Genomic DNA, 24211 nt, shown 5'->3' on the forward strand with positions numbered 1-24211 from the left:
CCCCGCGTCGCGAGGGAGCAGGGCGGGTGGGTCAGACGAAGGTGTTGGTGCTCCAGATCGCGCCGCCGACGCCCTCGCCGCCGTCGGCCTTGTAGATGACGAGGTTGCCGTCGTCCTGGAGCTTCAGGTAGGCGCCGCCGGACCAGAAGGTGCCGGAGGCCCACAGGCCGGTGGTGCCGTCGGACTTGTAGACGACGGCGTTCCCGTCCTGCTGGATCTTCAGGAAGTTGCCCCAGCCGCTAGAACCTAAGGTCACATCCGGCGGGGCTCCAGAACAGCATGGACCGATGTGCCTCTGTCGAGCATGAGTTGGCGTTGGGCAAGCAGACCGAGCCGCCCATCTGCCTGCTCGCGGGTGGCTCCGCAGGCCTCCGCAGCCGCGTCCGCACGCTCTACGAAGTTTTACGATGGGGCCTGTTTCGCCCGCTCCCTCACCCGGTGGAATTCGCTCCAGATTAAAGCGGCTCAGCGGTGTTCGACATCACGCACGACGCCGCTCCCCGTTCTTCCCCCAGGCCCCAATCGCTTGTTGACGCCCTGTCACAGCTTGCAGTCCAGGTTTCCGTACCGGACTCCGGCCGCGCAGCCCCTGCCATCAGGCCAGCGGTAGCTGTCATCGCGAAGGTGGTCCGTCAAATCCTGGCGAATCCAAGCTCGTTCGGGTGTTGATCAGCTTCCGACCTCTCTCCCTGCCCGTATCCTTCTTCTGTTCGTACCGGGCAACACGGATGAGGAGGCAGAACGTGGCAGGCGTGAAGCAAGGCGATTGGGTGGTCGCGGCAGCGGACCAGGTCATCGCCGAGGGCAAACGCCGCAGCCCCGACTCGCCCCTGGTCTGCGCGTCCGGCATCAGCCCGTCCGGTCCGATCCACCTGGGCAACCTTCGCGAGATCATGGTTCCGCACTTCGTTGCCGATGAGATCCGGCGTCGCGGGCTGGAGTGCAAGCACATCCTGTCCTGGGACGACTACGACCGGCTGCGCAAGGTCCCGGCCGGGCTGCCGGCCTCGTTCGCCGAGCACATCGGGCGTCCGCTGACCAGCGTTCCGGACCCGTGCGGCGAACACCAGAACTGGGCGGAGCACTTCAAGATCCCGTTCCGGGCAGCGCTCGCGGAGCTGGGCGTTGAGGTCACCGAGATCAGCCAGACCGAGATGTACACGTCCGGTACCTACCGCGAGCAGATCCTGCACGCCATGCGGAACAGGGAGAAGATCGACGCCGTCCTCGGCCGTTACCGCACCAAGCAAGCACAAGCCGCAGAAGACGAGGCGGAGGAGGACAAAGGCAACGAGGGAGCCTCTGACAGCGACTACTACCCATACAAGCCGTACTGCGCGGCGTGCGGGCGGGACACCACTGCCATCAGCTCCTTCGACGAGGACAGCACCAGGATCCGCTACAGCTGCCAGTGCGGGCACAGCGACGGCTTCGCCCTCTCCGAGGGCAACGGGGGCAAGCTGGTCTGGAAGGTCGACTGGCCCATGCGCTGGGCGTTCGAAGGCGTCACCTTCGAGGCCGGCGGGGTCGACCACTCCTCTCCCGGCTCCAGCTTCACCGTCGGCTCCCAGCTGGTGCGCGAGGTCTTCGGCGGCCAGCCGCCCTCCTACCTCGGTTACTCCTTCGTCGGCATCAGTGGTGCCGCCAAGATGAGCGGATCGGCTGGTGGCGCTCCGACGCCCACCGACGCCCTGCAGATCCTCGAAGCACCGCTGCTTCGGTGGCTGTACGCCCGGCGGAAGCCGAACCAGGCGATCACCGTGGCCTTCGACCAGGAGGTCAACCGCCTCTACGACGAGTGGGACGCACTAGGCCGGAAGGTCGCCGCCGGGCAGGCAGAGCCAACCGAGCTGGCGGTGCGGGAGCGGTCGATGGGTTCCGCAACTCGGACGCTGCCGACAGCCGAGCAGGTTCTGCCCTTCCGCACGCTCGCCTCAGTGGTGGACATCACCACTGGCGATGAGGAGCAGACGCTCCGCATTCTGCGGGACCTCACCACGGATGAGCCGCTGGTGAACCTCGACCGGGCCCGGCCCCGGCTCGACCGCGCACAAGCGTGGGTGACCGGCTACGTTCCCACCGAAGAGCGCACACGGGTCAGGACCGAGCCCGACCGAGCGCGGCTGGAACAGCTGTCACCAACCGAGCGCGAGGCGCTGAAGCTCCTGCTCGACGGGCTGGACGAGCACTGGTCCCTGCCTGGGCTGACCTCGCTCGTGTACGGGGTGCCGAAACTCCAGGCCGGCCTGGAGCTGGACGCGCCCGCGACACCGGAACTGAAGACGGCTCAGCGTGCGCTGTTCTCATTGCTGTACACACTGCTCGTCAGCCGGGACACCGGTCCGCGTCTTCCCACCCTTCTGCTGGCGCTCGGCGCGGATCGCATCAGGACGCTGCTGAGCGTCGCGTGAATCGAGTGGGGCGGGGCCCGCGCCGGACCCCGCCCCCATCCGCTCATTTCTACGCCGCAGCGCCGGGTTGCCCGTGGAGGCCGGTGCGGCTGAGGATCTCATCTGCCACGGCCCGGGGGCTACGGTCTGTGGTCTCCAGGTGTACCGCGAACAGGGGCTTGGAGAGAGCGACGAGGCAGCGTTCGACCTGCAGGCCCTCCCAGCTGAGTTCACCCCACTTGTCCGGGCCTTCGCCCCGGGCGCGGAGGCGAACTGGGCATTCAACTGCTCCACCACATCCCACAGTCGGCGAGGCCCAGCCTGACGCACGGAGCCGTCTCACCGGCCATGCGGAAAACACAGTTGAGGTGGGGGGCTCGTACCGTTCGCTACTTCTGCATGGAGCGCGGCAACAGTCGAGGGCCCAGGCCAATGCAGCGGCGCCGCTCAACTCAGCCATCATTACTGCCTGGTGAGCACCAACGCGCCTGCGGTGTTCCAGAACTCGGCCGGCCCGCTCCGACCACCGACGATGCATTGGGCACGCCGGCCACGGCGTGATCGCGTGTCGTGGCCACTGCGCCTCGTCTACACCGCCATGGCCTATCCGAGCGGTACCCGGGCGAAAGTCTGCCACTCGTACATCCGCTCGTCGCGGCCGAGGACGATCAGCTCGGCGGAGGTGATCCGGGCGATCGCCGGGTAGGACGTGACGCTCGCCAGGGCGTCGGCGGCGGGCCGGGCAGGACCTGTGGAGTTGCTGTAGGCCACCGAGACATGGGGACGGAACCCGTCGGCAGCCTCGGAGACCTGCGGCCAGACGTCCGCGATGGCGGCGCGGATGGCCGAGCGGACGGCGCGGACCGGGTCGGCGGGGTCGACGGTGAGCAGCAGTGCTTCGGGGGTGGTGATCGCGGGTCCGAGGGCGAGGTCGAAGGCGGGGATCTTCGCGAGGTGGTGGGTGGCGGCGTCGGCGATGGTGTGGGCGTCGGTCTCGTTGACCTGGTCGGTGGGGCCGAGGCCTTGCATGGTGAGGTGGAGCCATTGGTCGGGGACGAGGTCGAGGCCGGGTACGTCGGCCAGGGCGTGGCGGTAGTCGGCTGCGAGGCGGTGGAGGTCGTCGGCGCTGTTGAAGGTGAGGTGCCAGGTGTACCAGCGGGTGCCTCGGGTCCAGCCGGGGCGCCACCACCAGTGGTCTGCCATCCGTTCGGGGGTGTCAGTCATGGTCGTTGATCCAAGCACTGGTTGGGGTCGCCGGGGAGAGGGCCCGGGCGGCTTCGCGGACGGCGATCTCCACCGCGTCCTGGAGGCGCAGGCCGGCGGCGCTGTCTCCCATGGGGGACGCGGCGGTGTCGCGTGCGAGGTCGCGCAGGCGTCGGCGTACGGGGGCGGTTCGGTGTTCGTTCGGCAGGGCGAGAACGGGGGCGATGGCGTCGAGGACGCCTTCCGGGTCGCGGGCGAGGAGGTGGGCGCCGGCTCGGGTGATGTGCAGCTGGGCCTCGGTGCCGTAGGCGCGCACGCGCTGTTGCTGGAGTGCGGCGAGTCCGCGGTCGGCGTGGGCGAGTGCCTCGGAGGCGGATCCGGCTCGCAGGTGGACCGCGGCGCCGTAGTTCGCGTGACGTCCGGTCGGGCAGCTGAAGAGTCCGCCGACCTGGTCGTGGAGCGTGCTGGAGCTGTCCAGGGCGGCGGCGTCCTCGGCCTGGCCGAGGGCGGTCAGTGCCTGGGTGCGGGCGCCGGCCTCGGCCCAGGCGTCGGCGAGCTGGCAGTGGAGGAGGACGGCGACGGTGCCGGGGGCTTGGAAGGTGGCGCCGTGCTGGGCGTGCTGGACGGCCTGGCGGAACTGGCCGTCCCAGAAGGCGAGTTTGCTGCGGGTGGAGCAGGCCCAGGCGTGCAGGCCCGGGTCGTCGGCGTTGTCGGCGCACAGCAGGGCGGCGCGTGCGTGGGTTTCGGCCTGGGCCCGGTGTCCGAGGTCGCTGGTCATCCACGAGAGCATCGCGAACAGGTAGCCGGCGGTGGTGAACAGCTCCTGGCGCTGTTGGGGGCGCTGGTGTCCGTACAGCAGGTCCCAGACGCGGTTGAGCAGGTGTTTGGTCTGCTGGAAGACCCGCAGCGGGTCTTCTGCCATCAGGTAGGCGGCGGCGAAGTACTGGGTGTCGGCGGAGAACTGTTCGAGCGCGACGGGACCGCAGTTGGTGACCTCTGCCCACTGCGCCCACTGCGCGGACTCCTGGGCGGCGGCCTGGACGAGTGCGGCGCCGGTGAGCGGGGCCGCCGGTTCTGCCGAGGGAGTCGCCGGTGAGGCCGGGATGATGGCGACGGAGGCCGAGGAGGCAGCGTCCGCGTGATGGCACAGGATCCGCAGGTCGGCTTCGGGCAGGGCCTGGCGGTCGTCCAGGTCGAGCAGGTCGTCCACGCTCGCCCCGTAGAGGTCGGCGAGGACGATGAGCACCCGCGGGGTGATCCGGCGTCCGGACGGCCCGGGCCACTTCTCCCACTTGCCGAGCAAGGAAGCGTCCGCGCTGGGGCCGGCGTCACCGGCCAGGTGGTTGAACCGGTCGGCGGCTTCCTGGGTGGTCCAGCCGTGTGCGTGCCGCCAGGCCTCGCGGGGACGCACGCCGAAGCGGACGCGCATCTCGGCGGCGATGGCGGACGTGGGGGCGTTGGTGGCGAGGAGCGCCGAGCGAACGGCGTCGCGGTCCTGTTTGGAGCCCGGCTTGGGGCGTGGGGGCATTCGGGCCTCCCGAGGGCTGCGGAGTGCATGGGCCTGACCACTTCACGGTAGCGACCCGAGTACGCCACACGGGTCACAGTGCGCGATTCCGCACTGACGCGCTGTCCGATTTCGCTCGGGATCTCCGGTGCTTCGGCACGTCAGGCGGGTGATGGCCCGTCCGGAATTGCCGGACACCGCTGCCCGTGACCGCAACGGGTCGTGAGCGGGACCGTAGAAGCCCTGAACGACGAGCACTCCTTGGCAGGCCACGATGACGTCCTCCACCTCCGCCTCCGCTCGCTCGGTCCCGCGCTCCGGCGGTCGGCGACTTTCCCGGCTGCCGGCCCCGCTGTGGCTTGTCTCCGCCTGTGAGGACGACCGGGATGCGACGCTGGCCGCGTGGCCCAGCCGGCCCGGTGGGCTGCTGCTCCTGCCCTGCGGGGTGTGCTGGGACGCCGTCCGGCTGCCGGCCCAGCTCGGCCTGGCCGTCCTGGACGCGCTCCTGCACGACGCCGTGGAGACGGGGCCGGTCCTGCACGACTGCGACACCCAGGTCGTCTACGTCCTCATCACCCCGGGCGGTGGCATCGACTGGAACGAGCGGCACCCGCAGGTGCGGCTGCTGTCCACCGGCTGCTACCTCGCCACGCCCTCGCCCGAACTCGACTGGCTGAACCGGATGGTCGTGTGGGCACACATGCCGCCCCTACCCGCGCCGACCGACCCGGCCGACCTGCTGGCCGCGCTCGACGGGGTGACGAAGAGCCGTACCAGCACAGCGGCCTGACCACCCCTTGGTCTCCACGCCCGGCCGAGGAAAGGGACCCCATCCGGCCGGCGTGGCCCCCGAGCGGGCCCGGCCCGCCTCCCCCGCGGGGGTCGGACCCGCTCTTTCCCGAGCCCGGCACCGACATGGCGCCGGCACTGCAAGAACGGAGCGCAGAATGCGGATCGCCACTTACGGACGCCCCGGTGCCGGCAAGAGCACGTTCACCGGCCTGCTTGCCGACCAGCTCGGGGTGAGGGGGTGGATGGAGTCGTGGGCGGGTGGGGCAAGGCAAGGCCACGAGCTGCGGTGGCTACCGCTCGATATCGAGCCTTCAGTAGCGGTAGCTATCGCATCGCGGGAACTTCGGGCTTCAGGCTGCTATTTCGGCGCGCAACTGTGCCAGCGCCTCGATCGCTCGTTCCTGGACATCCGGAAGCCGATTGCTGGTGCGGACGACGCGCTGGAGCTGGTGTGGGAGCCGGTGGAGCACAGCGCCGTCGACCGCCGCGTTCAGCTGCTCCCCCGCGCCAGCGGAATCTCCGCGGCGCAGCCGGACCTGGCCGGCGGTGATCGCGGCGATGATCCTCCACTGGGACGTGGCGTTCGGCCCGGCAGCCGGGGCGTCTTCCAGCAGCTGGACCGACTCCTCGACACGGCCGGTGCCCATGAGACCTCGCAGGCGGACCTCATGGAGGGTGAAGGAGGAGAAGAGGGCGGTCGGCGTCGTCTCGTCGAGGAGTCGGCGGCCTTCCTCCACGGCACGGTCGAAGACCATCGCGGCGCCGGCGGCGCCAGCGGCCCGGGCCAGCAGGATCACGGCCTCGGCGCGCTCCGCGGGGCTGCGGGCGGTGTCACGGGCCTGCCCGAGGCGGTCGAGCGCGCGGGCGTGGAGGCCGGACTTGCGCAGTTCGTTGCCGTGGTGGCGCAGCGCATGGGCGTGCAGAGCCGGGTCGTTCAGGCGGCGGGCGATCGTGAGGCCCTTGCCGGTCCAGCGGGCGGCGGCGGCCAGGCGCTCCTCGGGCAGGACGTGGCCGAGGGCGACGCCGAGGCTGACGCGGGCCCGGGCGAGCAGGCGCAGGATGTCGAGGTCGGCGTGGCCGTCGGCGACGCGGGCTTCGAGGCGGGCGACCAGCGGCCACAGTTCTGCGACGGCGGTGGTGGCCTGGCCGGCCTGGCGGGCGATCTCGGCGAGGCGGAGGACGCTTTCCGCAAGCTGGATCACGAGGCGGTGGTCCCCGTCGGCGTCGTCGGTGATGCCGAAGTGGTGGGGCGGAAGGCCCAGGCGATCGGCGATGTGGCGCAGGGCACCGATGTCCGTGATGGTGCGCGAGCCGGTCTCCAGGCGGGAGACGTAGCTGGTGGAGTATCCGAGAACGTCGGCGAGGTCCTGCTGGGCGAGGCCATGCAGGTCGCGGTAGAGCTGGAGGATCTCGGGCAGGCTGCGGCGGCTGAGGATGTCCTGGGCTCTGGGGGTGGTCCAGTGCCAGCGGATGCCGTCCGCGAGCACGGGCCGCAGCTCGGCCACCGTCTAGGCCTGGTCGAGGAGTTGGAACCAGCGGGCGATGGAGTCCTTGTAGCCCTGGGGCATGGTGAGGGCCTCGATCTCCCCGCGGTGGAACAGCCCGGCTTCCTTGTGCTCGTGGCTGACCACGGGCGGGCGGTGTGCGACGGTGTCGGCGAGGGTGCAGCCGTAGGTGACAATGAAGACCCTCCGGCCGGGCAGGGGCTCGTACATCCACACGTTGAGCAGCGGCCCGGCGGTGGCGTTCCAGCCGCACTCCTCGCGGATCTCGGTCTCGACCCGCTCGACGGGTGTCTCGTCACCTTCGAGTTTTCCGCCCGGCAGCTCCCACTCCTCGCGTTCGTTCTTCAACAGCAGCACGCGCTGCTCGACGTCGAGGACGACGCCCTTGATCGAGATCGGGAACCGGGCTGGGACATACGGCTGATCGGTCATGCCTTCTTCCACGGGCAGCGGTCGGACGCAGGCGCCACGACGCTAACAGCTCGACCTGCCCTTTCGCCGCCATCGAGCCATGATCACGATGTGACAGTTTGTCACTTTACTGACGGCAGGCCGCCGGAGACAGTTGTGCTTCTCCGTCTCGCTTGTCCGTCCAGGGGGATTCCCATGCCTTCGACCGCCCGAGTACCGGACGAGTTCTTCGGTCTCTCCGCCCCGGAGTCCGCCGCCGACCTGCCGGCCGAGCGGGTCGGTGCGAGTCTTCGTGAGCGCGGCGTGGCCGGCCTGACCGGGCTCGCCTCCCGCGATGAGGTCCTCGCCGCCGTCCAGTTGCTGATGGGGCCCCTGCGCTCTCACCGCGACAGCGGGCCCGACGGGTTGACCGTGCTGCGCGACCTGGGCCAGGCCTTCTCGCGCCGGTCCGGCTTCGCCGGGCTGGGACGGGCCGCCTTGGCCCCCCACACCGAGGGCACGCAGGCCGAGAATCCGCCACGGCTGATCCTCCTGGCCTGCCAGCGCGGCGCGAAGGCAGGCGGGCAGACCGTCCTGGTCGACGGCCGGGCCGTCCTCGGTGAGCTGACCTGCTTGCGTCCCGGGGCCGTTGAGGCGCTGTCCGCGCCTCGTGCCGCCTTCTTCGGCGGAGCGGACGGCCGTTTCACCCCGGTGCTCGGCCAAGGCACCGACGGGCGGTGGCAGGTCCGGCTGCGCCAGGACGACCTCGCGCGTTTCTCCCCCGACGTCCAGCCCCACCTGCCGGCCCTGCGGGAAGCCCTGCGCCGCCACACCCGCACCATCCTGCTCCGCCCCGGGCAGGCGGTGCTCATCGACAACCACCGGGTGCTGCACGGGCGCACCGCCTTCACGGGTGAGCGGCTGTTCCTACGGGCGCTGGGCGATCCCCACCCACGGCTGCGACTCGCCCCCGGGTTCGCACCACTGCCGGCCCCCGGCATCCCCACAGCCGAAGGCTGATCAGCGACACACCCCGCCCCACCGTCTCCTGGTGATGCGGGGCGCGATCCGCGCCCCGGCGCCAGGTCCCGTAAAGGGAACGTCCACAAGGAGGAATCCCATGGTTCAGCAGATCAAGGGCGAGGCCCCGGTCTCCGCGGCCGAGGACTTCGACCTCGACGTCAAGGCCGTCGAGGTGGCCGACGCGGCCAGCCTGCAGGTGCTCACCGACGACGGCTGCGGCTCCACCTGCGGCGCCTGCACCACCGGCGTCCACTGACCCACCCCGTCGGTGCCGCCGGGAGCCTCTCCGGCGGCACCGACCGCCTTCCCTTCTCCGCTGCCAGATTCGAGGTCCGCCATGCGTCCAACCGCTCCGCCGGCTTTCTACCGCGCCGCCGGCGTCGCGCTCGTACGCGCCGTCGCCCGCCCCGGCCTGCCGGTGCCCGCCTGGCCCGACCTCACGACGAACGACCCCGTCCTGGTGCCGCAGTGGCTGGCGTGGCTGCGCGCGGTGCGGGCCGAGGCGGACTGTGCCGAGGCGCTCGCGCTGGCCAGCCCGGCCCTTGCCCGGCGCGTCGAGGAACTGGCCGCGGCCGCGCATCCGGCGCCGCGCGAGGTGCGGCGCGCCGTCATGGCGACGGCCCGGTACGTGCTGCGCGCAGGCGGGCGGGCGACGCCGTTCGCTCTCTTCTCGGGCGTCCAGGCAGCCGTCTTCGGCCCGTTTGCCGGCGTCCGCTGGGGCGATGACCACCACGCGGTCGCCCGGCTCTCCGCTGCCCAACTCGCTGCCGCGATCGAGCAGTTCGAGCGACACCCCGGGCTGCTGGCCCGGCTGGACGTGACCGCGAACGACACCGTTCACGTGCGCGGCGACCGGCTCGTGATCCCCCACCAGCCGCTCAACCGGCCTGAACGCCGCGCGAAGGCGGCCGAGGTCACCCTGCGCCACACCCTTCCCGTCGCGTTCGCCCTCGCCGCCGCCCGCCATCCGATCCCGTTCCGAGCACTGGCCGGCAAGCTCAGTGCCGAGTTCCCCACCGCGCCCGCCGAGCGGATCACCGACGCGCTGACCGAACTCGTCGCCCGGCGCGCCCTGATCACCGGCCTCCACGCCCCGGCGACCGAGCCCGACGCCCTCGGCCACCTCCTGGCCGCCCTGGAGCGGGCCGGTGCCGACCAAGTCCCCAACACCGCCGCTCTGTTCGCCAACCTGCGCACCGCCCACGCCACCCTCGCCGCCCACAACCAGGCGCCCGGTCGCGCCACCCGCGCCCAGGCCGAGGCGTCGCTCACCACTGCGGACCACCGCGATGGAGCGGCCCGTCCGCCTCTGGCCGTCGACCTGCGCCTGGACGCCGACTTGGTGCTGCCCGAAGCCGTCGCCGACGAGGCCGCCCGGGCGGCCGGCCTGCTCACCCGGCTCAGCCCCTTCCCGTACGGGACGGCGGCCTGGCGGGCCTACCACCAGCGGTTCTACGAGCGGTACGGGCGCGGCGCATTGGTGCCGCTGCTCGACATGGTGGCCGACAGCGGGATCGGCTGGCCCGACGGCTACCCCGGCGCCCGGCCGGCCGAGCCGCCGCGCTTCGACGAACGCGACCAGGTCCTCGCCGCCCTCGCCCAGCGTGCGGCGCTGGACGGCGAGCGCGAGGTCGTCCTCGACGACGCGCTGCTGGCCGCCCTCGACCTCGGCCCCGAGCAGCCACGACTGCCCCCGCACCTGGAGATCGGATTCCACCTCCACGCCCGCTCCCAACAGGCCCTCGACCGGGGCGAGTTCCGCCTCGCGGTGGTGTCGGCGTCGCGGGCGGCAGGGGTCTCGGTCGGACGCTTCCTCCATCTGCTCGATCCCGAGTACCGCGAGCGCCTCACCACGGTGCTGACCGGCCTGCCGACGATGGACGAGCACGCTGTTACCGCCCAACTCTCCTACCCGCCACTGGATGCGGCGACCGCGCACGTGGCCCGCAGCATCCCGACCGGCCAGCTGGTCGTCAGCCTCGCCGAACACCGCCCGCCCACCGACAGGGTCCTGCGCCCGCAGGACCTGGCAGTCGGCTGCGACGGGCGACGCATGTACCTGGCCGCGCCGGCGCTCGGTGTGCGGATCGAGGCCGCTCCCACCCACGCGCTGAACCTGCGCGTCCACACCCCGCCGCTGGCCCGGCTCATCACCGAACTCTCCCGCGCCCAGGGCGCGCAGGTCACCCGCTTCGGCTGGGGCTCGCTCGGCTCCCTGCCGTTCAGGCCCCGGCTGCGGCACGGCCGCGTCATCCTCTCCCCCGCCACCTGGCGGCTCACCGCCACGGAACTCCCGGGCCCGCACGAGCCCTGGGAGCACTGGGACAAGGCCCTGACCGCGTGGCTGGCCCGACGCCGCCCGCCGCGGCACGTGATGCTGGCCGCCGACAGCCAGGGACTTCCGCTCGACCTCGACCACCCCGGCCACCGCGTCCTGCTGCGCACCCACCTCGACGCCGCCCCGCACGCCGTCCTCGTCGAGGCCCCCGACCATTCTGCTCTCGGCTGGGCCGGCGGCCGGGCCCACGAGATCGTCGTCCCCCTCACCGCAACCCGCGCCCCGGCCTGGCCACGCCTGCCCCAGCCGACGACCGCCCGCCTGCTGCGCCGCGGCCACGGCGACGCCCCCGGAACCTCCCGGGTGCTGCTCGCCGCGCTGTACGGCGACCTGGAGCGCCAGGACACCGTCCTCACCACGTACCTGCCCGACCTCCTGGAACGCCTCGGGCACCCGGCCTGGTGGTTCGTCCGCTTCCGCGACCCGCGCCAGCACCTTCGGCTGCGCATCGCCCTGCCCGACCCGGCCGCCTTCGGCCCGACCGCCGCCACCGTCAGCGCCTGGACGGCAGAGCTGCACCGCGCCGGGCTGCTGTCCGAGCTCGCATACCCAACCTCGTACACGGAGACCGGCCGCTGGGGCGAAGGCCCGGCCTGGGCCGCGGCCGAGCAGGTCTTCCACACCGACTCCACCGCCGTCCTCGCCCAGCTGTCCCAACCCGTCCGGCCAGGGCGATTGGCGCTGCTGGCCGCCCATGCGGTCGCCGTCACGGCCGGCTTCACCGGCTCTCCCGCCGCCGGGCTGCGATGGCTCATCGACAACGTCCCCGCCAAAGCCCCGGCCGCCATACCGCGACCGGCCTTCCGCGAGGCCGTGCACCTGGCCGACCCCGCCGACGACTGGGCGACGCTCCGGGCCGAACCGGGCGGCCCCGCGATCGTGGACGCCTGGACCGACCGCCGCCAAGCCCTCGACGCCTACCGCCAGTTCTTCCCCGGCCCCCACACCCGGGGCGTCGCCCCCTCGGACGTGCTCGGTTCCCTGCTGCACTGCAACTACGTCCGCGCCCACCGCATCGACTTCGACGACGAGGCCCAGATCCTGTACCTGGCCCGCGCCGCCGCCCTCGCCCGCCTCTCCCGGGACGGTGACCTGTGACCCCCCACCCCGCCCTGCAGTTGTCCGACCGCATCGCCGAGCTGCTCGCCGACCCCAACACCGTGCCGGCCAAGTGGACTTCACGCCCCCAGTGGCGCCAGTCCCTTGCCCACGGCGCCCCCGGCATCGCCCTGCTCCACATCGAACGCGCCGCCGCCGGCCGCGGCCCCTGGGAGCACGCCCGTGCCTGGCTCGCCGTGACGGCCACCGTCCCGGTCACCCGCGGAGCAGACAGCTACCTCTACTACGGCGCGCCCGCGCTCACCCACGCGCTCGCGTGCGCCGCCCAGGCCCGGCCCGGCTCGTACCGGCGCGCCCTGACCCACCTCCACCAGGTGGTCGCGGCCGACGCCGAAAGGCGCTGCGAGGAGGCGCTCGCCCGAATCGAGCGGGGCGACCTGGCGGCGCTGGCCGAGTTCGACACCATCCGCGGCCTGGCCGGCATCGGCGCCGTCCTCCTGCACCCAGCTCCGCGCGGCGACACGATCCGCAAAGTCCTCGCCTACCTGGTCCGCCTCACCGAGGACATCAAGAACCACGACGGGGAGCTGCTGCCGGGCTGGTGGACCCCGAGCGCACCCTCCGGGAAGGCCGACGAGCGCTTCCCCGGCGGGCACGCCAACAACGGGCTCGCGCACGGCATCGCAGGCCCCCTCGCCCTGCTCGCCCTGGCGCTTCGCCGTGGCGTAACGGTGGACGGCCAGCGGGCGGCGATCGGCACCGTCCTGGCCTGGCTGGAGCGCTGGCGCGACCGCCACACCTGGCCGTACTGGATCACGCGCGCGGACCTGACCGGCCCCGACCGAAGGCCCCTCGCGCCCCAGCGGCCGAGCTGGTGCTACGGCACCGCGGGACTTGCCCGCGCCCAGCAGCTCGCCGCCCTCGCCATCGGCGACCAACGCCTGCGCCACGAAGCCGAGAACGCCCTCGCCACCGCCCTGCTGGACCCGCCGTCGCTCGCCGCGACCACCGACCTGTCCGCCTGCCACGGCTACGCCGGGCTCGCCCACATCGCCCACCGCGCCGCCGCCGACGCCTCACCGCGCAACGCCACCCGGCTGCGCTCCGCCGCTGCCCTGCTCCTGGACACCACCCACCCGCCCCGCACGGACCCCGACGAGCAGGCCCGCCGCCTGCTCGACTCCGCCGGACCCGCGTTCCTGGAAGGCGCCGCCGGAACCGCCCTGGCCCTGCTCGCCCCCGCCACCGGCACCGCACCGGCGACCCGCTGGGACGCCTGCCTCCTGACCGCCTGACCGAGGACCCATCGATGACCACCGGCTGGATCCAGCACAACATCGCCTTCACCGACCGCGCCGCCACCGAGCACCTGGCCGCCCACCGCCTCGCCCCCGCCCTCACCGCCGACCAGAACGCGGGCCGGCTGGAGGCCTGGTGGTTCATGCGCAAAGGCCCGTTCCGGCTCCGCTACCGCGCCGACAAGCCCTCGGCCGCCGTGACGGCGCTCCTGGACGGCCTCGTCGAGGAAGGCCGCGCCGAACGCTGGAATTTGGGGATCTACGAGCCGGAGACCGAGGCGTTCGGCGGCCCCGAGGCGATGGAGACCGCCCACCGGCTCTTCCACACCGACAGCCTCCATCTGCTCGCCCACGCCGCCCAACCCGGGCCCGCCGCACTCGGCCGGACCGAGACCACCGTGGTCCTGATCAGCGCTCTCCTGCGCGCGGCGGGCCTCGACTGGTACGAACAGGGCGACGTCTGGGCCCAGTTCGCCGCGCTCCGCGACGCCCCACCCGCCATCGCGCCCGAACGGGCCGCCACCCTGACCGGCGCGATGCGCCGTCTGATGAGGCTCGACACCCACCGCCTCACCCACGGCGGCGCACCGCTCGCCGATCACACCGCGTGGGTCGATGCCTTCGAACGGGCCGGGCAGGACCTCGCCCGCCTCGCCCGCGAGGGCCTCCTGACCCGCGGGCCGCGTGCGGTCCTCGCGCACCACATCCTCTTCCACGCCAACCGCGCAGGCATGCCGGTCGACCACCAAGCCGCCATGGCCGCACGGGCGTTGGACGCCGTCTTCCACTCCGGTGAGGGCCCTGCGCCCTCGCAGTCCGCCATCCGCACAACCACTAGGGTCGCCCACGTGACTACTCTCAGCAACAACACCGCCACCCCGACCGCCGAGCAGCTGCGCGCCGCGCTCACCGACCGGCTGCTCGGCCAGAAAGCCATCGCGAGCCACGCGGTGGAGACCGCCTTCCGCGCCGTGCCCCGGGAGCACTTCCTGCCCGGCGTCCCGCTGGAGACCGCGTACGCGGACAACCCCACCTACACCAAGGCCGACGGCTCCGGCACCCGGATCAGCGCCGCATCCCAGCCCGCGATCGTCGCCATGATGCTGGAACAGCTCGGCGCCCGGCCCGGCGAGCGGATCTTCGAGGCCGGCGCCGGAACCGGCGTGAACGCCGCCTACATGGCCACCATCGTCGGCCCCCAGGGTCATGTGGTGACCGTCGACGTGGACGAGGACCTCGTCGACGGCGCCCGCAAGCACCTCGCCGACGCCGGCATCACCAACGTCGAGACGGTCCTCGGCGACGGCGCCCTCGGCCACCCCGACGGCGCCCCCTACGACCGCGCGATCGCGACCGTAAGCACCAGCGAGATGCCCACCGCCTGGCTGACGCAGGTCAAGCCGGGCGGGCGGATCGTCCTGCCGCTGCGCCTGCGCGGCACCGCCAGCCGAGTCATCGCCTTCGAGCGCCGCGACGACGCCTGGGTGTCGGTCGACGACCAGCTCGCCGTCTTCATGCCGCTGCGCGGCAGCATGGACGACGCCCGCCGCACCGTCGCCCTCACCTCCGAGGGCGACGTCACGCTCCAGGTCCACAAGGACCAACACGACACCATCGACGCCTCGATGCTGCTCGGCGTCCTCGACAGCAAGCGCCACGAGACCTGGACCGGCGTGACCATCCCAGCCGGCACCACCTACGAGCACCAGGACTTGTGGCTGGCCCTCACCCTGCCCAACTCCCTCATGCGCATGAGCGTGACCGGCACCGCCCGCGAGCGCGGTGTCACCCCCATGTTCGGCTGGGGCGCCATGGCCACCGTCAACAACGACTCCCTCGCCTACCTCACCCTGCGCCCCGGCGAGCCCGACGGCGACGGCCGCAAGACCTACGAGACCGGCGTCATCGGCCACGGCCCCGACGGCGCCGCGCTCGCCGACCTCGTCGCCCGGGAGATCCGCACCTGGGACAAGGGCTTTCGGGACCGCACCCTGCGCTTCGAACTCCCCGACGCCACCGCCACCGCCGACCCGGCCGCCGGCCGCTTCGTCCTGGACCGCTCCCACCACCCGATCACCATCACCTGGGAGTAGCCACGTGCACCCGACCGGACCCGTCGCCCAGCGCTTCCCGCTGGTCGCCCGGATCCGGCCCGCGTGCCTGCCCCTCGACGCCCGTGTCGGCCGGCTCTGCGAGCTGGCCGACACGGGCGCCCGACAGGCAGACCCGGGTCTGGCATCCAGAGTCTTCAACCAAGCCGCCCTGCTCGCCTCCGACCTCGGCCTGCCCGAGTACGCCCGCGAGCTGTGCCACCGCCACGCCCACCTCCACCTCACGATCGGCCCGCTCCCGGCGACGAACGCGATCCGCGGCCTCGAACCCCTCGTCAACCTCGCCCGCCTCCACATCCGCGCGGGCCACCACGATCAGGGCCACCGCCTCCTGCTCGACCTCTACCACGCCGTCACCACCGGCACCGCGGCCGTCCTGGACGGCATCACCGTCCCCGCCCAACTCACCGCAACCGACCAACACCGCGCCGAAATCCGCAAGTGGCTGTGGCGCGTCGTCCTCGCCGACGGCACCCGTGCCCTCACCACCGCCGGCCGCTGGACCGAAGCCCTGCACCACATCGAAGAGCACCACGGCATCGGCCGGCGCCTCCTCGACGGCCGCCAGGTCGCCGTCCTCGCCCACGCCACCACCGGCGACCTGCCCGGCGCCCTCGACCTGCTGGAGGCCACCGCGCCCGGCGACCCATGGGAGAACGCCGTCACCGCCACCCTCACCGCACTGTGCCGCCCCGGCGACCAACGGGCTGCCGCCACCGCCGCCGACCACTACCTGGCCCTGGAAGACGGCGTGGGCCTGGCCGTATTCAGCACCCGCCTCGCCCTCACTACCTTCGACGCCTACGGCCCGGCCACGCCCGCTGCCCGAAACCTCGCACGCCACCTGACCAACCGAACGAGTGAATCCGGCGATGGCTACGCGCTGCGCGACGTCCTCGCCCACCCCAGCGTCCGCGATTACCTCCACCCGGGCCAGGCCAACACGCTCGAACGGGCTCTCGCGGCCTGCGCGCTGGGCTCCGGCACCCTCCCGACCACCCTTGACGCCCGACTGGAGGACGCGCTCGCCCGCGCCGCCGCAGTACTCGAAAGCTCCCCGCCTTGGCCGCCTCCGAGTGGCTCACACCCTGTTGCACGAGCTGGAAGTATGCCTCCCGCTCACACGTGAGCCGCCCGGGTCCCTGGGCCGCTGTCCGACCCTTGCGGATCTCGAAGGTCATTGCACTCCCCAGCTTGGGTGTTGCAACGATCCCTGGAACTCAAGGGGCGGGCGGAGGGGCCTTCGTGACATCGGTGCCGCCGGTACCCCCTACCTATGCGTGACGGATTCGGGCGCGGGCCGGCTCGCCCTACTGTCGGGGACGACAGCGGAGCGAGCCCAAGGAGCAGCAGCCATGACCGCGTATGCGATCGCCCACGTCCACTCGGTGGAGTTCGGGCCGGACATCGTCGAGTACCTGGAGCGGATCGACGCCACCCTGGCGCCGTTCGGGGGGCGGTTCCTGGTGCACGGCGGGGAGGTGGAGGTGGTCGAGGGCGGCTGGGGGCAGGACCTGATCGTCATCGAGTTCCCCGACCACGAGCGGGTGCGCGCCTGGTACGACTCCCCCGCGTACCGGGAGATCCTGCCGCTGCGCACCCGCCACATGGCCGCCGACGTGGTCTTCGCCCGCGGTGTGCCGCAGGGCTACCGGGGGTCGGACGCGCTGTCGCACTGAGCGGCACCGGCGGGGCGCTCGCGGGTGACCAGGTCGGTGCGGCCGGGGGTGGCGTCGAGCCAGACGACACGGGTGCCGCGGTCGGCGGCGGGCTGGGACTGGCCGCCGCGGTTGCAGGACACGCGCTCGGGGGTGCCGCCGGTGAGCGGGAGCTGCCACAGCTTGGGCAGGGCGGCGTTGGACCAGCCGCCGGCGGGCTTGTCGGAGCGCGAGGAGTAGGTGATGGCGCGGTCGGAGACGGTGAGGCTCGCGCCCGGCTCGGGCGCCGTCGAGTCGGCGGGCAGGACGTCGGTGACGCCGGAGCCGTCCAGGGCGCCGGAGCGGATCGAGGAGCGCCCGGTGGTGTGGTCGGCGGGGCTCTGCATCCAGTACAGGCGTCCGCCGGCGAGCCGGGTGTGGGAGGCGACGTCCTTCGGGTTCTCGGGCAGGTACTGGGCGGTGACCTTGCCGGCGGCGAGCGAGTAGGCGGTCGGCGCCATGCGGTAGTCGGTGCCGGCCGTCCAGTTCTCGGTCCAGGCGAGGGTGTCGCCCTGGAGGGAGAGGTCGCCGAGGCCGTGGCCGTCGGCCAGCGGGATCTCGGTGTCCGGGGCGCCCTCGTGGGAGAGGTGGATCCGGGTGCCGCCGCCGTCACGGCCGGTCGTGGTGTAGGCGATCTCGCCGCCGGCGATCTGGATGTTGGCGATCTGCTGGTCGGAGGAGCGGTACACGCTGCGCACCGGGCCGGCGCCGGACAGCGGGGCGGTCAGCAGCTCCCAGCCGAACTTCTTCTGGGCGTCCCAGCCGACCGCAAGCCACGCGGCGGACGTGCCGTCGGTGGCGGCCCAGCTGTGATACCGGCCGTCGTCCGGGCTGAGCCGCACCGGAGCGCCGCCCCCGGTGGTGGAACCGCTGGTGGAACCGGTGTAGAGGGCGGTCTTGGTCGTGTTGGCCGGGTCGCTGTTGGCCAGCATCACCCAGTGCCCGCCGGCGGCCACCGGCATGGCCATGTTGGAGGTGATGTCGCGCACCAGCGTACGGCTGTCCAGGCCGAGCCGGTGCTGCCAGCCGGCCCGGATCCCGTGGGCGTCGAACGCGTCGGCCACCGTGCGCAGTTGGGCGCGGCCGAGGCCCATCGCCCGGCCGGCGGCCAGGACCGCGTTGCGGCCGGCGACGAAGTCGTCGAGCGGGGTGAGGTAGTCGGCGAGCGCGCGGTAGATCAGGCGGTCGGCGGTCAGCGGGTCGAGGGTGCGGCGGATGTCCCACAGGGCGCCGCCGAAGATGGTGGAGTTGAGGTGCACCCCGGCGGAATCGGTGTCGGGCCCGACGCCGATGTAGTCGTCGACGGTGCTGCGGTGGTCGTCCAGGCGGCGCGTCGCGCAGGCCTCGGGCGTACCGGTGCGGCACAGGCTCTCACCGAGCAGCGCGGCCTTCGGGTCGTCCATCGCGATGCCGCGGGCGGTGACCTCGATGGCGTTGCCGAAGTAGTCGGCCAGGGCCTCGTTCATCGCGCCGGGCTGGCCGAGGTAGGCGAGGTTGGCGGTGTGCTGGATGACGCCGTGGGTCATCTCGTGGCCGGCGACGTCGAGGGCGACGGAGAACGGGTACTTCTCCGGGCCGCCGCCCCCGTAGATCATCTTCTTGCCGTCCCAGAAGGCGTTCGGGAACACCTTGCCGCCGGCGCTCACGTTGACCACGGAGTCGATCGGGCCGGCCTTGCCGTCCAGGCCGTCGCGGCCGAGCCGGTCGTGGTAGAAGTCGTACACGATCGCGGCGTTGAGGTGGGCGTCGGTGACGCCGTCGATGCCGGTGGCGGCCGGGAAGTCCGGGCCCGCGGAGTGCGCCGGGAGGACGTCGGCGGGGATGCGCCCGCCGAAGTCGTTGTAGTCGCGCCCGGCCGCGTCATAGGTGGTGATCGCGGCGGGGCGGGTGAGGTCGGTGAGCTGGTAACTGCCGTCCGCCAGGCGGCCGATGTTCACCGGGACGGTACGGCCGTGGGCGTCGGGGGCGGTGCCGGTGGCGGGCGTGACGGTAGCGCCCGGAGCGGGATCGGCGGTCGCGCCGGGGACCACGTACGGGGCGCCGGCGTCGTGGGCGAGCGCGACCACGCCGGCGGTGGCGTCCACGTAGACCTCGCGCACCGTGGGGGTGTCCGCGGCGCCGGCGGGGCGCACGGTGAAGTGCCGGGCCAGCCGGCCGGCGCCGCCGGGCAGGATCACCAGCCCGCCGTCCTCGGCGGTGGCCCCGGCCCGGGCGGCCGGGTCCGCGAGCGCGCCGAGCGCCGCGGTGCGCAGCACGTCGTCCGGGACGGTGGGGGTGGTCGGGGCGGTGAGGCCGGTGAAGTACCGGCCGCCGGCGGACTCGACGCGCTGGGCGGCGTCGTCGCCGGTGAGGTGGACGAGGTACTGGCCGCCGAGGACCGGGATGCCGCCGTGGCGCTGCTGGAACCTGACGGTGCGCCGGCCGTCGCCCGCGCGTTCGGTGCCGACCTCGTCCAGCTGGCCGGGGTCGATGCGGTAGCGGTCCTGGTGGGCCGCGAGGTGGGCGCGGGCGGCGTCGGCGGGGGCGCCGGGGGCGGGGTCGGACAGGCCGGTGACCAGTTGCGGGGCGGCGGTGTCCTGGCCGGCGACGAGCCCGGGGACGGGGTCCGCGGCGGGCGCCTGGGCGGGGGCCGGTTCGGCCAGGGCCTGCGGGGCGGCCAGGGCCAGGCTCAGGGCGGCGGCTATGCCGGCGCCGAGCACCCCGGGGGTGCGGGAACGACGGTGCACTGAGGTCCTCTCACGGAGCACGGGATCGGTGGTGGCGGCACGTGGCCGGACCGGGCGGGATGCCGAGGGATGCCGAGGGCTCTCGGAAGCCGGGACGGCGAACGCGAGGCGCGCCGGTTCTGCCCGGCTGACGGCCGAGTTGACGGTCCGCCACATCCGCCACATGAGGACCATAAGACATCGGTCGGCATATGTCGACCGCCTACTCATTGGGTGTGGGACGTCCGGCCCTGGTCTGGGAGGATCACCGGGAGCGTACGAACTGCAGGAGGTAGGGGAACGTGATCGGTCTGGTGTTGCTCGGCGTGCTGGTGCTCGTCGCCGGCGGATGCGTGTGTGTGGTGTGGGCGCAGCGCGGCGGCCCCCGCTGGGTGCGCGCGGTGGCGGCGGTGACGCTCGGCGCGGGCGAGTTGGTGCGCTCGCGCAAGAAGCGGCGGCGCAACGGGAACGGCGACATCACCGTCCTCGGCGGGGGCGGAGGCGACGGCGGGGGTGGCGACGGCAGTTCGTGACGAAGAGCACGCGGACGGCGATCGCCCCAGCACACGGCCGCACAATGTGTACCGTCGGCCTTGGAGGGGCGAGCGCCGGTCCGTGGGCGAGGGAGGGGTTTTGAGCGGGATCGTGATCTACCTGCCGCCGGGCGGCGGCGCCGGCAGCAACGCGGTGACGTTGCGGCTCGGGCCCGGGGAGGTGGCGCGGTTCGGGCGGGGTTCGGCGGCGACGCCGGTGGAGCTGCGGCTGGCGGACGCGGCGATCTCCCGTCTGGCCGGGGAGATCCGGGTGACCGACGACCACTGGCAGTTGAGCAACCACAGTGCGACCCAGAGCTACCTGGTGGAGAACCCGGAGGGCGCCGGGGAGTACCTGCGGGTGCCGCCGCGCCGGGCGGGGGCGCCGATCCCGTTCGAGTTCTCCCGGGTGGTCCTGCCGACCCGTCACGGCGGCGCGCTGGCGTTCCAGGTGTTCGCGCCCGACCACGTCTACCTCGACCCGGACGGGCTCGGCGCGGACGGCCTCGGTCCGGGCGGGGCGTGGGGCAGCCGGACCGTCACCGCGTACTCCCTGGACGAGACGGCCACCTACTTCCTGGTGCTGGTCGCACTGTGCGAGCCGCGGCTGCGCGACGAGTCGCCGCTGGAGGTGCCGACCACGCCGGCGATCGTCGAGCGGCTCGCCGGCCACCCGGCGTGCGCGCGGCTGACGGCGCGGGCGGTCAGCTCGCACATCGACTACCTCGCCGAGGAGAAGATGCGCATCAGCGCCCCCGCCGAGGACGACGCCCGCCGGGGCGGGCGGCGCAACGGCAAGCGGGAGACGCTGGTGGCCGTCGCGCTGCGGTTCGGGCTGGTGCGCGAGGAGCACCTGGCGCTGCTGCCGCCACGCGGCGCGGACGGCGGGCGGGCCGGCCGGCCCGCCGGTGGCTGAGCGCGTGCGGCCGCTGCCGCCCGGGCAGCGCGTCGGGCGCTGGGAGGTCACCGGGCCGATCGCGGACGGCGGCTGGGGCACGGTGTACGCGGGGCGATCAGCCGGCGACTCCGACAGCAACGAGGTCGCGCTCAAGATCCTGCCCACCGCCGGCCTGACGCCGCGCCAGGCCGCCAAGGTCGCCGAGAGCGCCCGCCGCGAGGTGGAGTTCGCCCGGCGCACCCGGCACCCACGGCTGATCCGCCTGCTCGACACCGTCGTGCTCGGCGAGGAGGGCCACCCGTTCCTGGACGGCGCGATCGTCCTGGTCATGGAGCGCGCCGAGCGCAGCCTGCGGGACCTGCTCACCGGCGAGGCCGGCGAGGCGGGTGAGGTGGGTGAGGTGACGGAGGCCGAGGGTGCCCGGCTGATCGCGGGGATCTGCGAGGGCCTGGCCCACCTGCACGCCAACGGCTGGGTGCACGGCGACCTCAAGCCCGACAACGTCCTGCTCGCCGCCGACGGCTCGGTCAGGCTCGCCGACTTCGGCCTGGCCACCGAACTGACCGGCACCCGCGGCACCCACGGCTACGCGCCGCCGATGGGCACCTTCGACTACCTGCCGCCCGAGCGGTGGAAGGCGCCGCTGGGCGAACACGGCGTCACCGTCCGCCCGAGCGCCGACATCTGGGCGCTGGGCATCGTCGTCCACGAGGTGTTCGCCCGCGGCGCCTCGCCGTTCCCCGGCGCCACCCCGGCGGCCCGCGCCGCCGCCGCGCAGGAGTACGCCGACCGGCGCGCGCCGCTGCGCATGGCCGGCGCGGTGCCGCCGTTCTGGCGCGAGCTGGCCGCCGACTGCCTGGCGCCCACCCACGCCGAGCGGGCCGCGCACACCGCCGAGAGCCTGCTCGCCCGGATCCGCGCCCACCAGGACGCGCCGGAGCGGCACATGCGCAGGCGCGGGCGCAGCGGACCTGCCCGGGCGGCGCTCGCGGCCGCCGCCGTGGGCGCGGCGGTCGCGGGGGGCTAGACGTACGCCGGGTGGGACACGGCGGCCCGCGAGGCCGGCGGGCGGATCACGGTGTACAACGCCGACCCGGGCTGCCAGGGCCGCGCCGACCGGGACCGGCAGTGCAGCCTGGGCCTGGCGGTCGACCCCCGCGAGCCGTACCTGAGCGGCAACGTGGTGCCCACCCGGGTGTGGCACGGCGACGTCCTCGACGTCGACTGCCAGGTCCCGCACGGGGTGCCGATCGTCGACGAGATGGGCACGCAGTCCGCCCAGTGGTTCCGGGTCCACCTGCCGGACGGCCCGGCCTGGCTGCCCGCCGTGCGCACCCTGGACCGGCCCGTGCTGCCGCTGTGCCCGCCGGCTCCCACGTCCTGACGGGCGCCTGCCTGTCCTTTCCAGACCCCGTCAATCCGGATCGTTCCGGATACCCGTCCCGCCGCCCCGCGACTAGCTTGCGGACGGCCGGTCAGCGAGCCGCGCCCGCACGTGACATGACCGAACCAAATTCCGGATGGCCCGATCATCCGATCGTCCGACCAGGAGGCAGCCTTGCGCACAACGCCGACCCTGCGGCGCGCCGCACGCGCCGCACGCGCCCTGGCCCCGGCCCTGGCGGCCCTGGCGCTCGCCCTCGGCGCGGCGCCACCCGCCGAAGCCGCCGCCACCGGCGCCACCTCCGCCGCGGCCGTCACCGCCGTCGCCTCCGACACCGACGGCCCGATCGGGCGCGGCGAGGTGATGGACCGCGCCTGGTCGTGGGTCAACGAGCGCGTGCCGTACAGCCAGAGCGGCTGCTACACCAACCAGTTCGGCTGCTACCGCCCCGACTGCTCCGGTTTCGTGTCGATGGCCTGGCACCTGGGCACCTCGCTCACCACGTGGACCCTGTGGAACGTCACCGCCGACATCCCGGCCGCCGACCTCCAGCCCGGCGACGCCCTGCTGAAGGACTCCGGCGGCACCGACCACGTCGCCCTGTTCGTGCGCTGGGCCGACCCCGCCCACACCCAGCCGGTGGTGCGCGAGGAGTACGACTTCGGGCACGTCGCCGAGGAACGGGTGTGGGGCGACGGGCTGCGCGGCTTCACCCCGCGCCGCTACAACCGCCTCGACGACCTCATGCCCTACGGCAGCATCCGGGTCAAGTACGACAGCATGGGCGGCCTGAACAGCGTGCTCGGCGCGCCGATCCGCGGCGAGCGCGACGCCGTCGGCGGACGCTTCCAGCAGTTCCAGAACGGCATCATCCTGTGGCACCCCGACGCGGCCTACGCCGTCTACGGCGACATCCTCACCCGGTTCTGGGCCACCGACGCCGAACGGGCCTGGGGCTTCCCGACCATGGACGAGGCCGACGGCGCCGCCGCGCCCGACGGCACCCGGGGGCGCTACCAGTTCTTCGAGCGGGCCCTGTTCCTGTGGTCCTCGCCCACCGGTGCGCACGTCGTCCACGGGGCCATCTACGACGCCTTCCACGCCGCCGGCCACGAGAAGGCGCTCGGCTACCCCGTCACCGACGAGGCCGACGAACCGGGCGGGCGCGCCCAGAAGTTCCAGAACGCCACCGTCCACTGGAACGCCGCCACCAACACCACCTCGATCAGCCGTCCCTGAAGAACCTGACGCAACCTGGCGAACCGTCAACACCAACATGGTCCAGCGTGACCTCGACGGCATCATCGACCGCCGGCGCAAGGCGTGACGGGGCAACTCCCGTAAAACCCCGGAAACTTGCCGCTATCCCGTGCACCCC

The 24211-nt window shown here is 73.1% G+C and carries 20 protein-coding genes; 14 read left to right on the plus strand and 6 right to left on the minus strand.

Annotated elements, in window-relative coordinates:
* Positions 1-31: 31 nt before the first annotated feature.
* A complete protein-coding gene (locus KV557_RS20070; RefSeq protein WP_218202182.1) occupies positions 32-256 on the minus strand; it encodes a hypothetical protein in 225 nt (74 codons plus the stop codon).
* Between the two features lie 472 nt (positions 257-728).
* Here KV557_RS20070 and lysS point away from each other — a divergent pair, with 472 nt between their 5' ends.
* The gene (gene lysS, locus KV557_RS20075) at positions 729-2411 is read left to right on the plus strand and encodes a lysine--tRNA ligase (protein WP_218202184.1); all 1683 of its coding nucleotides are present in this window, start codon (positions 729-731) and stop codon (positions 2409-2411) included.
* A gap of 582 nt (positions 2412-2993) precedes the next feature.
* On the opposite strand, the gene KV557_RS20080 is transcribed toward lysS, so the two are convergent.
* Positions 2994-3614, minus strand: a complete 621-nt coding sequence (locus KV557_RS20080) for a 2'-5' RNA ligase family protein (RefSeq protein WP_256177680.1) — start codon at positions 3612-3614, stop codon at positions 2994-2996.
* Positions 3607-5121: a helix-turn-helix domain-containing protein gene (locus KV557_RS20085; RefSeq protein WP_218202186.1), complete on the minus strand. Its 1515-nt coding sequence runs from the start codon at positions 5119-5121 to the stop codon at positions 3607-3609. The genes KV557_RS20080 and KV557_RS20085 overlap by 8 nt, the downstream gene beginning before the upstream one ends.
* Positions 5122-5374: 253 nt before the next feature.
* Here KV557_RS20085 and KV557_RS20090 point away from each other — a divergent pair, with 253 nt between their 5' ends.
* Complete coding sequence (locus KV557_RS20090; protein WP_218202188.1) at positions 5375-5890, plus strand: hypothetical protein; 516 nt, start codon at positions 5375-5377, stop codon at positions 5888-5890.
* A 352-nt stretch (positions 5891-6242) separates the two neighbouring features.
* On the opposite strand, the gene KV557_RS20095 is transcribed toward KV557_RS20090, so the two are convergent.
* Complete coding sequence (locus KV557_RS20095; protein WP_218202190.1) at positions 6243-7397, minus strand: helix-turn-helix domain-containing protein; 1155 nt, start codon at positions 7395-7397, stop codon at positions 6243-6245.
* Between the two features lie 3 nt (positions 7398-7400).
* Positions 7401-7829, minus strand: coding sequence for an NUDIX hydrolase (locus KV557_RS20100; protein ID WP_218202192.1), 429 nt, complete (start codon positions 7827-7829; stop codon positions 7401-7403).
* Between the two features lie 174 nt (positions 7830-8003).
* Here KV557_RS20100 and KV557_RS20105 point away from each other — a divergent pair, with 174 nt between their 5' ends.
* From KV557_RS20105 to KV557_RS20135, 7 genes are all read left to right on the plus strand, one after another.
* Complete coding sequence (locus KV557_RS20105; RefSeq protein ID WP_218202194.1) at positions 8004-8807, plus strand: TauD/TfdA family dioxygenase; 804 nt, start codon at positions 8004-8006, stop codon at positions 8805-8807.
* Positions 8808-8907: 100 nt separating this feature from the next.
* Entirely contained in the window at positions 8908-9066 is a 159-nt protein-coding gene (locus KV557_RS20110; RefSeq protein ID WP_218202195.1) for an FxLD family lanthipeptide, read from the plus strand.
* A gap of 81 nt (positions 9067-9147) precedes the next feature.
* Entirely contained in the window at positions 9148-12246 is a 3099-nt protein-coding gene (locus KV557_RS20115; protein ID WP_218202197.1) for a lantibiotic dehydratase, read from the plus strand.
* Complete coding sequence (locus KV557_RS20120; RefSeq protein ID WP_218202200.1) at positions 12243-13502, plus strand: lanthionine synthetase C family protein; 1260 nt, start codon at positions 12243-12245, stop codon at positions 13500-13502. The genes KV557_RS20115 and KV557_RS20120 overlap by 4 nt, the downstream gene beginning before the upstream one ends.
* Positions 13503-13516: 14 nt before the next feature.
* Complete coding sequence (gene fxlM, locus KV557_RS20125; protein ID WP_218202203.1) at positions 13517-15598, plus strand: methyltransferase, FxLD system; 2082 nt, start codon at positions 13517-13519, stop codon at positions 15596-15598.
* Between the two features lie 4 nt (positions 15599-15602).
* A complete protein-coding gene (locus tag KV557_RS20130) occupies positions 15603-16745 on the plus strand; it encodes a hypothetical protein (protein WP_218202205.1) in 1143 nt (380 codons plus the stop codon).
* Positions 16746-16971: 226 nt separating this feature from the next.
* Positions 16972-17295: a DUF1330 domain-containing protein gene (locus KV557_RS20135; protein WP_218202207.1), complete on the plus strand. Its 324-nt coding sequence runs from the start codon at positions 16972-16974 to the stop codon at positions 17293-17295.
* Here the strand turns inward: KV557_RS20135 and KV557_RS20140 are convergent.
* Positions 17265-20039: a M4 family metallopeptidase gene (locus KV557_RS20140; RefSeq protein WP_218202210.1), complete on the minus strand. Its 2775-nt coding sequence runs from the start codon at positions 20037-20039 to the stop codon at positions 17265-17267. The two genes, KV557_RS20135 and KV557_RS20140, sit on opposite strands and share 31 nt — an antisense overlap.
* A gap of 281 nt (positions 20040-20320) precedes the next feature.
* Here KV557_RS20140 and KV557_RS20145 point away from each other — a divergent pair, with 281 nt between their 5' ends.
* The 5 genes from KV557_RS20145 (at position 20321) to KV557_RS20160 (ending at position 24072) form a co-directional block, all read left to right on the plus strand.
* Positions 20321-20551 carry a hypothetical protein gene (locus KV557_RS20145; protein ID WP_218202213.1) on the plus strand — a complete coding sequence of 77 codons (231 nt, stop codon included), beginning with the start codon at positions 20321-20323 and terminating at the stop codon, positions 20549-20551.
* Positions 20552-20651: 100 nt separating this feature from the next.
* Complete coding sequence (locus KV557_RS20150; RefSeq protein WP_218202215.1) at positions 20652-21467, plus strand: serine/threonine protein kinase; 816 nt, start codon at positions 20652-20654, stop codon at positions 21465-21467.
* Positions 21460-22476 (plus strand): serine/threonine-protein kinase, encoded by a 1017-nt coding sequence (locus KV557_RS20155; RefSeq protein WP_374106650.1) that lies wholly within the window; start codon positions 21460-21462, stop codon positions 22474-22476. Before KV557_RS20150 ends, KV557_RS20155 begins: the two co-directional genes overlap by 8 nt.
* Before the next feature lie 51 nt (positions 22477-22527).
* Positions 22528-22833 (plus strand): hypothetical protein, encoded by a 306-nt coding sequence (locus tag KV557_RS44885; protein WP_374106651.1) that lies wholly within the window; start codon positions 22528-22530, stop codon positions 22831-22833.
* 174 nt (positions 22834-23007) lie between these two features.
* Complete coding sequence (locus KV557_RS20160) at positions 23008-24072, plus strand: hypothetical protein (RefSeq protein ID WP_256177681.1); 1065 nt, start codon at positions 23008-23010, stop codon at positions 24070-24072.
* The last annotated feature ends 139 nt before the right edge of the window (positions 24073-24211 follow it).

The sequence above is a fragment of the Kitasatospora aureofaciens genome, from assembly GCF_019192735.1.
GTDB classification, from domain to species: Bacteria; Actinomycetota; Actinomycetes; order Streptomycetales; family Streptomycetaceae; genus Kitasatospora; species Kitasatospora aureofaciens_A.

Excerpts from the sequence above, each read along its gene's own strand:
- KV557_RS20110 (WP_218202195.1), top strand. The coding sequence starts at position 8,908 with ATGGTTCAGCAGATCAAGGGCGAGGCCCCGGTCTCCGCGGCCGAGGAC.
- KV557_RS20080 (WP_256177680.1), bottom strand. The coding sequence starts at position 3,614 with ATGACTGACACCCCCGAACGGATGGCAGACCACTGGTGGTGGCGCCCC.
- KV557_RS20115 (WP_218202197.1), top strand. The coding sequence starts at position 9,148 with ATGCGTCCAACCGCTCCGCCGGCTTTCTACCGCGCCGCCGGCGTCGCG.
- KV557_RS20085 (WP_218202186.1), bottom strand. The coding sequence starts at position 5,121 with ATGCCCCCACGCCCCAAGCCGGGCTCCAAACAGGACCGCGACGCCGTT.
- lysS (WP_218202184.1), top strand. The coding sequence starts at position 729 with ATGAGGAGGCAGAACGTGGCAGGCGTGAAGCAAGGCGATTGGGTGGTC.
- KV557_RS20135 (WP_218202207.1), top strand. The coding sequence starts at position 16,972 with ATGACCGCGTATGCGATCGCCCACGTCCACTCGGTGGAGTTCGGGCCG.
- KV557_RS20105 (WP_218202194.1), top strand. The coding sequence starts at position 8,004 with ATGCCTTCGACCGCCCGAGTACCGGACGAGTTCTTCGGTCTCTCCGCC.
- KV557_RS20100 (WP_218202192.1), bottom strand. The coding sequence starts at position 7,829 with ATGACCGATCAGCCGTATGTCCCAGCCCGGTTCCCGATCTCGATCAAG.
- KV557_RS20090 (WP_218202188.1), top strand. The coding sequence starts at position 5,375 with ATGACGTCCTCCACCTCCGCCTCCGCTCGCTCGGTCCCGCGCTCCGGC.
- fxlM (WP_218202203.1), top strand. The coding sequence starts at position 13,517 with ATGACCACCGGCTGGATCCAGCACAACATCGCCTTCACCGACCGCGCC.